Source organism: Streptomyces sp. NPDC101191, from assembly GCF_044767915.1.
Lineage (GTDB): Bacteria > Actinomycetota > Actinomycetes > Streptomycetales > Streptomycetaceae > Streptomyces.
Map to the genome: position 1 here is coordinate 36,499 of NZ_JBIWOU010000015.1, position 14,511 is coordinate 51,009.

A 14,511-nucleotide genomic window follows, 5' to 3' on the forward strand; every position below is an offset into this window, starting at 1 on the left:
GGTCGTTGCGCCTTTCTGGGAGGGCTACTTCGGCAGCTCTACGGAGACGACGGCACCCTTGTCGTAGACGAGGTACGCGATGCCGCCGACCGGCAGCACCTCCGGCTCACGCACCAGCTTGGAGACGATGATCCCCCAGGCGTCCGGATCCGAGGCGTCCTCGGCGACCCGCGGACCCGGCGCGCCCGGGACCGGCGTCACCTTCAGGCCGCCGGGCCTGCCGTCGGCACCGAGCCGCACGGTGTAGAGGGACGCGAAGTCGGCGTACAGCACCTGGTCGCCGGCGAGCAGCGGGGTCGACCACTTCTGCACCAGGCCGGACGGCGTGGCCTTCGACGGGTACGAGGCCAGCTCGTGCCCGTCGTCGGGGTCGCTGACCTTCAGCGTGGGAACGGCGCCGTCGGCCGCCCCGCCGCTCGCCGGCGTGGCGGCCTGCCCCTCCCCGAAGCCGATGACCGCTTTCGGGGTGATCACGTCGGGGGCGAGCGTGCCGGCCGGTACGGTCAGGCTGCCCTTCGACGCGAGGGTGGTCGCGTCCAGGACCTGCAGCCGTGGCCGTACGTCGTTCGTGTGCGGGACGGTCGCGCAGTACGCCGAGGCGCCGAGCACCTTGATCGTCTCGCAGTCGCGCGCCTCCCGGTCCACCTGCCCCCGAAGGGCTCCGGTCTTCGCGTCGTACGCGACGATCCCGCCGTCGCCGAGCGCGTACACCAGCCCCTTCGCGTAGGCGATCGGCTCGAAGCCGCGGCTGTCGGAGAGGGGGATGTCGTTGCCGGTGAGCGTCTTCGACCACAGCTTGCGGCCGTCGGCGAGCGCGTAGGCGGTCATGCCGATGCGGTTGATGGTCGCGTCATCGGTGATCTTCGTCGCCGCGAAGACCATGCCGTCGGCGACGATCGGCCGCGAGGGCCGGTCCTGGGTTCCCCAGGGTCCGTCGCTCTTCTCCCAGCGGACCGCTCCGCTGCGGAGGTCCCGCACCTGGAGCTTCTCCTCCCCGGCCAGCACGACCACCGTGTCGTGGACGGTGGGCCGGGTGGCCTTGTCCACGATCCACGGGCGCCCGTGACCCTGGATGGCGCTCTCGCCGCCCGGCTTGCCGCCCTTCAGGCCGGCCTGCCACAGCCGCTTCCCGTTCGCCGGGTCGACCGCCTCGTACCACCCGTCCGTCCGCCGGCACACCAACGCCTTCTCGTTCGCCGAGCAGCCGAGCGCCGGCGCCGACAGCTTCGCCTGCCACGGCTTCCAGCCCGCCGGCCGCTGGGCGGCGTTCTGGGGGACGACACCGGAGGCGTCGGCGAGGCCGCGGTCGTCGACGCCCGGGATGCGGGGGCCGGCGGGCGGGGCGGCCGTCACCGGCTTCTCCGGGGCGGCGGACCCGGGCCACAGCAGGTACGCGCCGAGGGCGCCGCCCAGGACCGCGAGGGCCGCGGTCGCGGCGATCAGGGCCCGGCGCCGGCGCCTCGGTGCGGCTGCCGGGGGCGCGGCCGGCGCGAGGGTCGGGGCGAAGTGCAGGCCCGCCGGGCCGGACGTGACCACCGGGGCGGAGGCGGCCGGGACCTCCAGGAGCGGGCCGCCCGCCGCGACGAGCTGGGCCAGCTCCCGGCCGTACTCGCCGATGTGCTCGCGGACCGTCTCCGGCCAGGCCGGGAGGCGCCCGTCGGTGCCGCCGAGGAGGGTCACCAGGGCTTCCGGGGCGGGGCGGACGTCCGGGTCGCGGGACAGGCACGCGGACACGACCGGGCGCAGCTCCTCCGGCACCCGCTCCAGGTCCGCCTCCGCCTGCGAGACGCGGTAGAGGACGGCCGCCACGGGGCCGTCACCGAAGGGGTCCTCGCCGGTCGCCGCGTAACAGAGGAGGGAGCCCAGACAGAAGACGTCCGACGCGCCGGTGACCTTCCGCGCGCCCGCCACGTGCTCGGGTGACATGAAGGACGGGGTGCCCACCATGAGGCCGGTCGCCGTCATCGTCGTGGCGCCGCTCGCCCGCGCGATGCCGAAGTCGATCAGGCGCGGTCCGTCGGCGGCGAGCATGACGTTGCCGGGCTTGAGGTCGCGGTGCAGGACGCCGGCCGTGTGCAGGTCGGCGAGGGCGCGGGCGATGCGCGCGCCGAGCGCCCGGACCGTCGCGACGGGCAGCGGGCCGCCGCGCCGGACGGCCTGGGAGAGGCTGGGGCCGGGAACGTACGCGGTGGCCAGCCAGGGCGGCTCGGCGTCGGCGTCCCCGCCCACGGGCGCGGCCGCGTAGGCGCTGTCGACCAGGCCGGCGATCTTGATCTCGCGGCGGAAGCGGTCACGGAAGGCGGGTTCGCCCGCGACGTCGCGCCGTACGGTCTTGACGGCGAAGAACTCGCCGGAGGCGTCCCGCCGGGCCAGGTAGACCTCGCCCATGCCGCCGGCGCCGAGCCGGGCCAGGACTTCGTAGGGTCCGATCCTTCGTGGCGTTCCCTCACGCAGCGGTCCCAGCATCTGCCCCGTCCCCCTTCACCGGCCGATGGCGAAGATCATTGCATGGGCATGACGAAGGGCCGGCCCCATCTCCGGGGTCCGGCCCTTCGCGTCAGAACCTGTGGAAGAGGCTCAGCCGGTGTACGGCTTGGCGCTGAGGATCTTCACCATGGCCATCTTGCCGTTCGGCAGCTCGTACTCCGCGTCGTCACCGGCCTTCTTGCCGTTGACGCCGACGCCCAGCGGGGACTGCGGGGAGTAGGTCTCGATGTCACCGCTCGCGTACTCGCGGGAGGCGAGCAGGAAGGTCATCGTGTCGTCCTCGTCGCCGTCGAAGGCGATCGTCACGACCATGCCGGGCTCGACGACGCCGTCGTCCGCCGGTGCCTCGCCGACCTTGGCGTTCTGCAGGAGCTGCGTGAGCTGGCGGACCCGGAGCTCCTGCTTGCCCTGCTCCTCCTTGGCCGCGTGGTACCCGCCGTTCTCCCGCAGGTCGCCCTCCTCGCGCGCCGCGGCGATCTTGGCGGCGATCTCGGTACGCGCGGGACCAGACAGGTACTCAAGCTCGTCCTTGAGCTTGTTGTACGCCTCCTGGGTGAGCCAGGTGACGTTGTCGCTGGTCTGGGTCACAGGTGCTCCTCGTAGGTACTGGGAATACAAAGCTCGCCCTGCACGAAAAGCTGCCTCTTCAGCATGCGCCTTTCGAGCGGGCGAAACCACGAGCCTAACAATGAGTGGCGAAAAGCGGGAGGACATAAACCACGGGATTCGCGTCACCCCAGGTCACCGAGGTGACCCGCCGGGGCTCGTCCCCGGCTCCCTACCCACCGCTACCGGGCCGTACACCCGATGAGTTCGGCGCTGGTGGCCTTCGCCGTGGTGCGGATCGAGTAGACCCGGTCCAGGCGGTCGCCCGCCTCGTCGATCCGGACGTCCTTGCGGCCCACCTCGGCCCCGTCCTCGGAGCGCGAGCGCAGCGTGCAGACGCCCTTGGCGTCGGTGTCCTTGCGGATCTCCAGATGGACCTGGACCTCGCCGGCGCTCACGACGTCGAACTTGATCAGCTCGGCGCTGATCTTGTTGTCGACCACGTAGTACCAGCCGAACCAGCCCATCACGACGAGGAGGACCGCGCCGAGCACGGCACCGGCGATCTTCAGCGTGCGATCCGCGCGCTCGTCCGCGGAGCGCCCGTAGCGCCCCTCGGGCAGGCCCTCGCGCACCGCGCTCATGATCGTTCCTCTCGCCGCAGGGGTGCCGGAATTTTCCCACCCCCGATTCCGTCACTATAGAGACCTCCCTAGGCGACGAATCACTGAGGATGAGTCTTGACTGAGCAGCTGCGACTGATGGCCGTTCACGCCCACCCCGACGACGAGTCGAGCAAGGGCGCGGCGACGATGGCCAAGTATGTGTCCGAGGGGGTGGAGGTCCTGGTCGTGACCTGCACGGGCGGCGAACGCGGCTCCATCCTCAACCCGAAGCTCCAGGGCGACCCGTACATCGAGGCGAACATCCACGAGGTGCGCCGCAAGGAGATGGACGAGGCCCGCGAGATCCTCGGCGTCCGGCAGGAGTGGCTGGGCTTCGTCGACTCGGGCCTGCCCGAGGGCGACCCGCTGCCGCCGCTTCCCGAGGGCTGTTTCGCCCTGGAGGACGTCGACGCCGCCGCCGGCGAGCTGGTCCGCAAGATCCGCGCGTTCCGTCCCCAGGTCGTCACGACCTACGACGAGAACGGCGGCTATCCGCACCCCGACCACATCATGACCCACAAGATCACGATGGTGGCCTTCGACGGCGCGGCCGACACCGAGAAGTACCCGGAGGCCGAGTTCGGCCCGGCCTTCCAGCCGCAGAAGCTCTACTACAACCAGGGCTTCAACCGCCCCCGCACCGAGGCCCTGCACCAGGCCCTGCTCGAGCGTGGCCTGGAGTCCCCCTACGGGGACTGGCTGAAGCGCTGGGACGAGTTCGAGCGCAAGGAGCGCACGCTCACGACCTTCGTGCCCTGCTCGGAGTTCTTCGAGATCCGCGACAAGGCGCTGATCGCCCACCGCACCCAGATCGACCCCGACGGCGGCTGGTTCCGCGTTCCCATGGACATCCAGAGGGAGGTCTGGCCGACCGAGGAGTACGAGCTCAGCAAGTCCCTCGTCGCCAGCAGCATCCCCGAGAGCGACCTCTTCGCGGGCATCCGGGACAATGCCTAGCATGAGCGCACACCTCGCACTGACCCAGCTCGCCCCGCTCGCCGCCAAGGAGCTGGACGAGAACAAGGTGACCCCCGGCGTCCTCGGGTTCGTCGTCTTCGCCGTCCTGGCCCTGGCCGTCTGGGGCCTGATGAAGTCGATGAACCGCCACATGCACAAGATCGACTTCGCGGAGGCCCCGGACCCGGCCACCGCCGGCGCGGCTTCCGAGAGCGCCCAGAAGTAGCGGCAGGCACGCGTACGGGCCCCGGGACCCCCGGGGCCCGTACGAGCGCTGTCCGGGACCGGTCCGCGCCCGGGGTGCGGCTTCGGGATCAGGCGGGGCTCGCGGCCCGGCCTGATCCCAGGGGCGCGCTCTGATCCCAGGGGCGCGCTCTGATCCCAGGGACACGCCCTGCCCCAAGGACACGCCCTGGTCCACGGGGCGTGCCCTGCCTCAGGGGTGCACGCGCTCACCCAAGGGGGGTCACGCCCTGGTGGTCGAAGGGGTACGCCCTACGCCGCCGCCTCCACCGGCGCCCTACGCCGCCTCCACCGGAGCGCCCAGCACCTCCCAGGCCTGCCGTCCCGGCACCATGCCCAGGGACCAGGCCTGCCAGCCACCGTCCGGCGGGGCCCCGCGCTCCAGAACCAGGGCCCAGGCCTCGGCGCAGTCCTCCAGACGCGGGTCGCGGGCCGGATGCCGCGACCCGGCCAGGGCCGCGAGCTCCTCACGGGCGGCGACCGGGTCGGGCAGCAGCGTGCAGCGCAGGAAGCGGGCCCAGTCGGCGCCCCGGCGGTCGCCGTACGAGCCGAAGAGCCGGTCCGCCTCCTCACAGAGTGCGAGGGCCTGGGCGCCGCGGCCGTTGCCGGCGTCGACGATCGCCAGCTCCAGGCAGGTCCAGGCCTCGCCGTGGGCCACCCCGATGCGGCGGAAGTCGGCCCGCGCGTCCATCAGGAGCTGACGGGCGAAGCCGGAGTTGCGCAGGTTGCCGGTCCGGGCGGCCCGCTGGTCGCGGGTGACCCGGCCCGCATGATGGCGGGCGCATGCCAAGCCGTAGACGTCGCGCATCCGCGAGAACATGCTCCGCGCCCGCTCCAGCTCCCGCACCGCCTGGTCCCGGTCGCCCCGCTCCTCCAGGGCGTGCCCCAGGTAGTACAGGGTCCACGCCTCGCCCCGCGCGTCCTCCTGCTCCCGGTGCCGGGACAGCGCCTGGCGCAGCCCGTCCACCGCCGCGGCCGCGTCCCCGTCGACCAGCCGGGCCCTGGCCAGCTGGGTCAGCGCCCACGCCTCGCCGCGGCCGTCGTGCGTGCGCCCGTACTGGTCGAGCGCCAGCCGCAGGTCCTCCTCCGCCCGTGCCACCTCACCCGTGCGCAGCGACACCTGGCCCCGCTGGAAGTGCGCCCAGGCCTCGCCGTGCAGCGACTCGTGCTCCCGGTGCAGCGCGAGCGCCCCGTCGAGCAGCGTGAGGGCCTCCGCCAGATTCGACCGGTCCCGCTCGACGGCCGCCAGCGCGTGCAGGGTCCAGCCGCGGTCGGCGGCCAGCGACGCCGGCTCCTGGAGCGCCAGCGCCTCCCGCAACCGGGCCGCCGCCTCCACCAGATTTCCCTGGTGGTGCAGGGTGATCCCGAGCGAGCAGAGCGCGAGCGCCGCACCCGCGTCCTGGTGGGCCTCCTGGTAGAGCGAGACCACCGAGGTCAGGGTCGTCCGCGCCTTGTCCAGCTCGCCCAGCTGCCGGGCCGCGATACCCGTCCGCCACTGCACGGACCGGGACAGCAGACCCTGCCCCACCGCGTCCGTCAGCTCGTTGATCTCGCCCAGCCGGTAGAGGTCGCCGCGCAGCAGGCAGTAGTCGCAGAGCGCGCCCAGCAGATCGAGCACCGTCTGCTGGTCCACGCCCTCCGCGTGCCGCAGCGCCGCCGTGATGAAGCTCGACTCCTCGTCGAGCCAGCGCAGCGCCGCCTCCAGCGAACCGAAACCGTGCCCGCCGAACCGGTCGGCGCGGGTGGACATCTTCCCGTCGACCATCCGGATCACCGCGTCCGCCAACTCCGCGTAGTTCCGGATCAGGCGCTCCTGCGCCGCGGCGACCTCGGCCGTGTCCTCCTCCTCGGCCAGCCGCGCCGCCGCGAAGCCGCGCACCGCGTCGTGCAGCCGGTAGCGCCGTCCGCGCACATGGTCGAGCAGCCCCGCGCGGGCCAGCTCCTCCAACAGCCGAGCGCCCTCCGCGCCCGTGCCGCCGAGCAGCGCCGCCGCCGCGGCCGCGCCCAGCGAGGCCCGCCCGGCGAGGGCGAGCCGGCGCAGCAGCCGCCGCCCGTCCTCGTCCAGCACCTGCTCGTATCCCACCGCGAGCGCCCGCTCCACCGGGCCGGCCTCCGCGCCGGCCGCGTCCAGGAACGCGCCGACGTCCGCCGCGGTCCGCCCGTCGAGCACCGCCGCCGCCACCCGCAGCGCCAGCGGCAGACCCCCGCAAAGCTCCCGCACCCGGTCGAGCCCCGCGTCGCCGGGCGGCCCTTCGCCGCCCCCCGCGCCGAGCAGTTCCCCCGCGCCCGCCGCGTCCAGCGCCGTCACCGGCAGCACGTGCACCGAGGCGGGCACGTCCGCGCCCAGGTCGAGCGGCTCCCGGCAGGTCACCAGCACCAGACTGTCGGAACGTTCCGGCAGCAGCGTCCGCACCTGCTCCGCGTCCACCGCGTCGTCCAGGATCAGCGTCACCGGAAGCCCCGTCAGATGCCGGTGGTACAGCTCGGCGAGCCGCCGCACCTGCTGCTCCGCCGACGCCCGCTCCCGGAACAGCAGCTGGTCGCGCGGCGCGCCCAGCCGGTTCAGCAGGTGCAGCAGCGCCTCCCGCGTCGTCAGCGGCTTCTCGCCGCGCGTCGCACCGCCCCGCAGGTCCACCACACAGGCCCCGCGGAACTGGTCCCGCAGCGCGTGGGCCGCCCGCACCGCCAGCGTCGTACGGCCCGAGCCGGACGCCCCGGACAGCACGACCACCGTCGGCCGGGTCGTCGTCGCCGCCCGGCCCGCCTGCACCCACTGGGTGATCTGCGCCAGCTCCGCCCGCCGCCCCGAGAACGGGCCGTCCGGCTCCGGCAGATGCCCGAAGGACTGCTCCAGGACCGTACGCCGCCGGGCCGCCGCGCTGCGGTCCGTGCCCCGCAGCCGCTCCACCGCCTTCTTCGGCGACTGCCCCGCCGTACCGAGCAGCACCCGCTGCTGCTCCAGGAACGGGCGCACGCCGCGCACCTCCAGGGCCGTCAGCCAGCGCAGCCGCAACTGCTCTACGCCGCCAGGCCGGCCGGCTGCCCCGGCCCTGCGGTGCGCGGCCACCCGTCGCCCCGCCCCGGCCTTCAGCGCGGCCGCCGCCGCGCCGGCCACCGCGACCACGGCGCCGGCGCCGAACGCCGTGCCCGCCCCCGTACCGAGGGCCAGGTCGCCGCCCACCGCCGCCGCGGCCGCGACGGCCGTCACCACGGCGGGCGTCGTCAGGTCGGCGGGCGCGGCCGGGCCGGCCTCGGCCGCCTCCACCGCCCGCAGATAGGCCGCGTACTCCTCCGCCGCCGATTCCGCGATCGTGTCGAGCGCGGCCCGGCCGCGCGACAGCAGCACCGCCGCGTCCGGCCGCGCCCCCGAGCGCCGTACCTCTTCCTCGACGGCCCGTGCCAACAGCCGCTCGGCCTCGGCCCGGTGGCTGTCCCGCATCCGCGTTCCCCCTCCGCCCGCCGGTCCGCCCCCGCAACGCGCCCGCGGCGCGCCCGGGTTCGCTCCCGGCTCGAACAGTCCGGCCCCAAGTGTGCTGCGCGACGCGCGCCGGCGCGAGGGATCGGCACCACGGGCCAGTGATCCCAAGGGATCCCGCCCGACCGGGCAACGCTCCGAACGACTGCCCGTCGACCTCCCGTCCGATGGCGTTCATGTGCTGAATACCGCGTCCGGGTGACGCCCCGGAACCAATCCTTCCCCGGGCAGTTGATCAGGACGCTTCGGTCAACGGAGCAGTTCCGGGCCATCGAGCTCAAGAAGGAAGACTCGTGATCAAGAAGGTTCTTGCTACCGCTGCTGTTGCGGCCACCGTCGCCGGCATGTCCGCGACCACGGCGATGGCGGCCGGCAACGACGGCGGCAGCGCCAACATCATCGGCAACCAGTCGAAGCAGTCCATCGGCAGCAACTCCACCGGTGGCTACATGAGCCCGAACTTCGGTCTCGTCAACGGTGGCGTCCTGCACTGCTTCGACGTCCAGAAGGTCGAGGCCCAGGTTCCGATCGGCGCCCTCATCGGTGTCCCGATCGCCGTCCAGGACGTCCTCGGCAACCCGATGTCGAACCAGACCTGCACCCAGAACTCCGTGCAGCAGAAGGGCGACGACGCCCTGTCGCACATCCTGGGCGAGGTCCTCTCCCAGAACGGCAACGTCGGCGGCTGATCTCCGCGGCGCCGTCGGGCGGCCCCGTTCCTCGCAGAGCCAGTGCGAGGAACGGGGCCTTCCCCGTATCCGTGCCCCGTTCACGCTCGGTCCACCCGTGGCGTACGGGCGGTGTTTCCCCCGGCCGCGAGCTTCCCGCGTGCGCGAGGATGGAGGCATGCCGAACAGACTGGCCCATGAGACCTCCCCCTACCTCCTCCAGCACGCCGACAACCCGGTCGACTGGTGGCCCTGGTCGGCCGAGGCGTTCGAGGAGGCCCGGCGGCGTGACGTCCCGGTGCTGCTCAGCGTCGGCTACAGCTCGTGCCACTGGTGCCATGTGATGGCCCACGAGTCCTTCGAGGACGAGTCCACCGCCGCCCTGGTCAACGAGCACTTCGTCGCGGTCAAGGTGGACCGCGAGGAGCGCCCCGACGTCGACGCCGTGTACATGGAGGCCGTGCAGGCCGCGACCGGCCAGGGTGGCTGGCCGATGACCGTCTTCCTCACCCCGGACGCCGAACCCTTCTACTTCGGCACCTACTTCCCGCCCGAGGCGCGGCACGGCATGCCGTCCTTCTCGGACGTCCTCGACGGGGTCTCCCGGGCCTGGACCGAGCGCCGCGACGAGGTCGGCGAGGTCGCCGGGAAGATCGTCAAGGACCTGTCGGCCCGCTCCCTCGCGTACGGCGGCGACGGCGTGCCGGGCGAGTCCGAGCTCTCCCAGGCCCTGCTCGGCCTCACCCGCGACTACGACGCCACCGACGGCGGCTTCGGCGGCGCGCCCAAGTTCCCGCCGTCGATGGCGCTGGAGTTCCTGCTGCGCCACCATGCCCGTACGGGGGCGGAGGGCGCGCTCCAGATGGCCGCCGACACCTGCGAGGCGATGGCCCGCGGCGGCATCTACGACCAGCTCGGCGGCGGCTTCGCCCGCTACGCCGTGGACCGCGCGTGGGTCGTCCCCCACTTCGAGAAGATGCTGTACGACAACGCGCTGCTGTGCCGGGTGTACGCGCACCTGTGGCGGGCCACCGGCAGCGACCTGGCCCGCCGGGTCGCCCTGGAGACCGCCGACTTCATGGTCCGCGAACTGCGCACCCCCGAAGGCGGGTTCGCCTCGGCCCTCGACGCGGACAGCGACGACGGCAGCGGCCGGCACGTCGAGGGCGCCTACTACGTGTGGACCCCCGGGCAGCTGGCCGCCGTCCTCGGCGAGGACGACGCCCGCTACGCCGCCCGGTACTTCGGCGTCACCGAGGAGGGCACCTTCGAGGAGGGCTCCTCCGTGCTCCAGCTGCCGCAGGACGCCGGGGTCGCCGACGCCGAGCGGATCGTCTCGATCCGGCGGCGCCTGCTGGCCGCCCGGGAGGAGCGTCCGCGGCCCGGCCGCGACGACAAGATCGTCGCCGCCTGGAACGGCCTCGCGATCGCCGCCCTCGCCGAGACGGGCGCCCTCCTCGACCGCCCCGACCTCGTCGACCGCGCCACCGAGGCCGCCGACCTGCTCGTCCGGATCCACCTCGACGACTCCGCACGGCTCGCCCGCACCTCGAAGGACGGCCACGCCGGCACCAACGCCGGGGTCCTGGAGGACTACGCCGACGTCGCCGAGGGACTCCTCGCCCTCGCGTCCGTCACCGGCGAAGGGGTGTGGCTGGAGTTCGCCGGCTTCCTCCTCGACATCGTCCTCGACCAGTTCACGGCCGAGGGCGGCGCGCTCTACGACACCGCCCACGACGCCGAGCCGCTGATCCGCCGCCCCCAGGACCCGACCGACAACGCCACCCCCTCCGGCTGGACCGCCGCCGCCGGCGCGCTCCTCTCCTACGCGGCGCACACCGGTTCCGAAGCCCACCGGAACGCCGCCGAGGCCGCCCTCGGCGTCGTCAAGGCGCTCGGGCCGCGTGCGCCCCGCTTCATCGGCTGGGGCCTCGCGGTCGCCGAGGCCCTGCTCGACGGGCCGCGCGAGATCGCGGTGGTCGGCGCCCCCGACGACGAGGGCTTCCGGTCCCTGCGCCGTACCGCCCTGCGGGCCGGCAGCCCCGGCGCGGTCCTCGCCGCCGGACTGCCCGACGGCGAGGAGTTCCCGCTGCTCCGGGACCGCCCGCTGGTCGACGGCATGGCGACCGCCTACGTCTGCCGGCACTTCGTGTGCGACGCGCCGACGACGGATCCCGAACTGCTCGCCCGCAAGCTCGGCCGCTGACCGGCGGGGACGGGAAGGGGCTACGGGCAGAGGGCCGACGCCCCTCCGAACGGCGTGTACTCGCCCCACCGGGCACTGCTCTGCGGTACGGGCCGCGCCTTCGGCAGGCCCTTGTCCGCGCCCAGCCGCGAGAACACCTCGTCGGCGTACTCGACGTCCCAGGAGACCGTCGCGCCGATGCCGGGGATGAGCGGATTGATGTTCTTGATCGGCACGGTGGCGAACTCCGTTCGTCCGGGAGCGAGGTTCCGCAGCCGTGCCGCGAGCCCCAGCAGTTCCACCGTGCTCATCTGCCGCTCGGTCTCCGGCGCCCCGCGCAGGGTCTCGACGAACCTGCGCAGCGTGTCCGTCCCCTGGTGGAGGTCGGTGCGGAGCTCGCGCAGCGTGTTGACGACGAACCGTTGCTGCTTCCTGATCCGCCCGAAGTCCGCCTGGCCGTCCGCCTTGCGGGAGCGGACGTACTGGAGTGCCTCGCCGCCGTGGACCCGTCGGGTGCCGGGTGCGAGGTCGAGCCCGGTGCTCGGGTCCTTCAGAGGCGTCTGCGTGCAGATCGGCACGTCGTCGAGGACGTTCACCGCGTCCATGAACCGACGGAAGTCGACCTCGAGGTAGCGGTGGACCCGGAGCCCGGTTCTCGCCTGCACCATCTCGATGGCGAAGGAGGGCCCGCCCTCCCGCCAGGCCGCGTTGAGCTTCGCCCGGTGCGGGGCGTGCACCTTGCCGGTGCGCCGGTCGACGTGCTCGGGGAAGTCGCTGAGCGAGTCACGGGGCAGACTCACCACGCTGACCCGGTCGTACGCGGCGGAGACGTGCACCAGCATCATCACGTCCGTGCATCCGCAGGCCTTGCCCCCCAGGCGGTACTTCTCACGTTCCCCGGGCGTCACCCCGGCCCGGGAGTCGATGCCGACGAGCAGGATGTTGAGGCCCTTCGCGGGGGACGGCAACGGAGCGGGTGCCGCGGCGAGCGCGCCGGAGCCGAGGGCGACGAGCGCGGTGGTCAGGAGCAGCAGTCGGCGGCCGCGGCGGCGGACGCGCGGGCGGGCGTGCGGGGAATTCATGCCGGAACGTTAATTCGGGCCATCTCGCACACAGGTACGCGACGCGACATGGACAGGTCGAATCACTCTCCTGCTGGTGCTGTGCCATGATGCCGGAACCCCAGAGGAAGGAGCGAATATGGCACCCGATCCCGGGAAATGGGAGCGGATGGCCTTCATTCCGAAGAGCCGATATGTGCCCGACCCGCCGCCCGCCGACAGGGAACCGTTCCCGGTCTATTCCCTGCTGGCGCACCAGTGGATGCTGGCCGGTCGGACCGTGCCCGGCATGCCGGACCGCGAGTGGGAGCGGCTGATGAGAACACCTATCTGGCCGCATTGACCGGCATCGGGCAATCCAATGGAGTGAACGACGCAGTTCGCGACGGCAGGCGGTTTCTTTTTCGTGGCAGGGTCGTTGTGAACTGTGCAGTGGAAGGCGGGGGCGCTTGCGTACCCGCACATCACGAAAGCCGTGAATTCTCTTCCGCCGCAGAAAGGATCCAGACGAAATGAAGTGCAAGAAGGCTGCGGTCGCCGTCGCCGGTCTGCTCATGGCCCTGGGTGCCGCCGCTCCCGCGATGGCCGACTCGTACGCCGAGGGCGTGGCCGTCGGCTCTCCGGGCGTCCTGTCCGGCAACGTGGTCCAGGTCCCGATCCACGCCCCGATCAACGTCTGCGGCAACAGCGTGAACATCATCGGTCTGCTCAACCCGGCGGCGTTCAACACCTGCGTCAACGCCTGACGCAGCGCTGCTCCGGCATCCGCCGGAAGGGGCCGGCCCCGGGAGGTGTCCACCACGCTTCCCGGGGCCGGCCTCCGGCATGTCTGGAGGCCCCGGCCGGCAGCCGCGCCCGGCCCGGCCGCGGGCGGCGACCGGCGGGGCCCGGGGTTCATCGACGGGTCGTGCGGTCGCGGGAGGTGCGGGCGGCCCGTGACGTCGCCGAGCCGTCGGGCCGGCGCGAGGCGCGCCAGGCACGGAGCGCCCGACGGAGGGCCGGCAGTCCTCTGCGCAGGGCGTGGGCGCACCAGAAGCGCAGCATCGCGAGGGCGGGGCCGAGGTCGTCGACCGCGAACCAGGCCGTCTCGCCGCCGCCCCGCTCCGCGGCGCACCGGCGGCGCGGCGAGGAGAGGTACGACAGGAGCGCGTAGTTCTCCACGACGAAGCGGCGTCCGTGGGCGGGGCGGTACGCGGGCACCGGACGGCCGGTGAGGTCCAGGTGCATGGCCCGGACCACGTCCAGCCCGTTCCGGTCGGCGAAGAGCCGGAACTGGGCGCCGGGGCGGGGGCTGAAGTCGAGCAGGTGGTAGGCGCCGGTGGCCCGGTCGAGCCGGAAGTCCAGGTCGCACGCACCCCGGTAGCCGAGCGCCGCGAGCAGCTCCCGGGCCAGTGCGTCCACGGCGGGGTTGGCCGCCCAGCGGCCCACCACGGTGAGTCCGGCCCCGTCGGGCCAGCAGCGCTCCTTGCGGCCGGTGGCCCCGGTCGAGCAGCGGCCGGCGGAGTCCACGTACCCGTGGAAGAACCAGTCGAGCCCCCGCCCGGCGGGCAGCAGCTCCTGGAGCAGCAGCCGGCTGCCGGCCTGCGGGGTGCGGGCGTACAGCGCGCGGACCTCGGCGAGCGAGCCGAGGATCGCGGTGCTGCGCAGCGCGCCGCCGGCCGGGAGCAGCCAGGGGCGGCTCCACTTGGCGATCACCGGGAGGCCGAGCGCCCAGGCCATCGCGGCGGCCTCGTCGGTGCTGGTGGGGACCTCGGTACGGGGGTGGGGCAGGCCCAGGCTCCGGCAGGTCCGGGCCAGCTGGACCTTGTCGGCGACGCGCGCGAGCTGCTCGGGGGACTGGTCGGGCAGCAGGAAGCGTCCGGCGAGCTCGGGCCGGCACTCGGCGAGGGACACGGCGGTGATGTCGTCGAGGGGCACGAGCAGCGCGGGACGTGACGTGGTGCCGGACAGCTCCTCGGCGACCCGCAGCAGCAGCCGGGTGAGCTCGGCCGGCGAGGGCGGCGTGGGGCGCGGGTGGGCGCGGTGGAGGTAGCGGGAGCGCGTGACGGGGCCTGCGGGTGACTCGCCCACCGCGTGCACCGCGATGCCCGCCCGCCCGAGGGACCGTACGGCGCCCAGCGTGCCGTGGTGCCAGGGGTTGTCGTCGAGTCGCACGAGGACCGCGGGGACGCGGGTGTCAAAACTCGGCACGGCATGTCCTTCGTCTCGGGTGCCCCAACTGGGC

At 73.4% G+C, this 14,511-nt stretch carries 12 protein-coding genes; 6 read left to right on the top strand and 6 right to left on the bottom strand.

Annotation, left to right across the window (positions count from 1 at the left end; all coding sequences use genetic code 11):
* Positions 1 to 24 precede the first annotated feature (24 nt).
* The 3 genes from ACIRQF_RS36575 to ACIRQF_RS36585 all read right to left on the bottom strand — a co-directional run bounded on the left by ACIRQF_RS36575 (position 25) and on the right by ACIRQF_RS36585 (position 3,677).
* Positions 25 to 2,466 carry a PQQ-binding-like beta-propeller repeat protein gene (locus tag ACIRQF_RS36575; RefSeq protein ID WP_404099116.1) on the bottom strand — a complete coding sequence of 814 codons (2,442 nt, stop codon included), beginning with the start codon at positions 2,464 to 2,466 and terminating at the stop codon, positions 25 to 27.
* 111 nt (positions 2,467 to 2,577) lie between these two features.
* Positions 2,578 to 3,075 carry a transcription elongation factor GreA gene (gene greA / locus ACIRQF_RS36580; RefSeq protein WP_365347918.1) on the bottom strand — a complete coding sequence of 166 codons (498 nt, stop codon included), beginning with the start codon at positions 3,073 to 3,075 and terminating at the stop codon, positions 2,578 to 2,580.
* A gap of 200 nt (positions 3,076 to 3,275) precedes the next feature.
* Entirely contained in the window at positions 3,276 to 3,677 is a 402-nt protein-coding gene (locus ACIRQF_RS36585) for a DUF4307 domain-containing protein (protein WP_404099120.1), read from the bottom strand.
* 96 nt (positions 3,678 to 3,773) lie between these two features.
* On the opposite strand from ACIRQF_RS36585, the gene mca reads away from it, so the two are divergent.
* Together mca and ACIRQF_RS36595 are read left to right on the top strand one after the other, a co-directional pair.
* The gene (gene mca / locus ACIRQF_RS36590) at positions 3,774 to 4,655 is read left to right on the top strand and encodes a mycothiol conjugate amidase Mca (protein ID WP_376637952.1); all 882 of its coding nucleotides are present in this window, start codon (positions 3,774 to 3,776) and stop codon (positions 4,653 to 4,655) included.
* Positions 4,648 to 4,881, top strand: coding sequence for a hypothetical protein (locus ACIRQF_RS36595; protein ID WP_376637951.1), 234 nt, complete (start codon positions 4,648 to 4,650; stop codon positions 4,879 to 4,881). Before mca ends, ACIRQF_RS36595 begins: the two co-directional genes overlap by 8 nt.
* A 294-nt stretch (positions 4,882 to 5,175) precedes the next feature.
* Here the strand turns inward: ACIRQF_RS36595 and ACIRQF_RS36600 are convergent, their stop codons facing one another.
* Positions 5,176 to 8,337 carry a tetratricopeptide repeat protein gene (locus ACIRQF_RS36600; protein WP_404099124.1) on the bottom strand — a complete coding sequence of 1,054 codons (3,162 nt, stop codon included), beginning with the start codon at positions 8,335 to 8,337 and terminating at the stop codon, positions 5,176 to 5,178.
* Positions 8,338 to 8,666: 329 nt separating this feature from the next.
* Between ACIRQF_RS36600 and ACIRQF_RS36605 the strand changes: the two genes are divergently transcribed.
* Both ACIRQF_RS36605 and ACIRQF_RS36610 read left to right on the top strand, forming a co-directional pair.
* The gene (locus tag ACIRQF_RS36605) at positions 8,667 to 9,062 is read left to right on the top strand and encodes a rodlin (protein WP_365347908.1); all 396 of its coding nucleotides are present in this window, start codon (positions 8,667 to 8,669) and stop codon (positions 9,060 to 9,062) included.
* Between the two features lie 157 nt (positions 9,063 to 9,219).
* The gene (locus tag ACIRQF_RS36610) at positions 9,220 to 11,247 is read left to right on the top strand and encodes a thioredoxin domain-containing protein (RefSeq protein ID WP_404099127.1); all 2,028 of its coding nucleotides are present in this window, start codon (positions 9,220 to 9,222) and stop codon (positions 11,245 to 11,247) included.
* A 20-nt stretch (positions 11,248 to 11,267) separates the two neighbouring features.
* Here the strand turns inward: ACIRQF_RS36610 and ACIRQF_RS36615 are convergent, their stop codons facing one another.
* Positions 11,268 to 12,308, bottom strand: a complete 1,041-nt coding sequence (locus ACIRQF_RS36615) for an LCP family protein (RefSeq protein ID WP_404099130.1) — start codon at positions 12,306 to 12,308, stop codon at positions 11,268 to 11,270.
* A gap of 118 nt (positions 12,309 to 12,426) precedes the next feature.
* On the opposite strand from ACIRQF_RS36615, the gene ACIRQF_RS36620 reads away from it, so the two are divergent.
* Positions 12,427 to 12,630, top strand: a complete 204-nt coding sequence (locus tag ACIRQF_RS36620; protein ID WP_382484728.1) for a hypothetical protein — start codon at positions 12,427 to 12,429, stop codon at positions 12,628 to 12,630.
* Positions 12,631 to 12,799: 169 nt separating this feature from the next.
* Complete coding sequence (locus ACIRQF_RS36625; protein WP_376637945.1) at positions 12,800 to 13,033, top strand: chaplin; 234 nt, start codon at positions 12,800 to 12,802, stop codon at positions 13,031 to 13,033.
* Between the two features lie 148 nt (positions 13,034 to 13,181).
* Here ACIRQF_RS36625 and ACIRQF_RS36630 read toward each other — a convergent pair whose 3' ends face one another.
* Positions 13,182 to 14,477, bottom strand: a complete 1,296-nt coding sequence (locus ACIRQF_RS36630; protein ID WP_404099134.1) for an ATP-grasp domain-containing protein — start codon at positions 14,475 to 14,477, stop codon at positions 13,182 to 13,184.
* Positions 14,478 to 14,511: the final 34 nt, after the last annotated feature.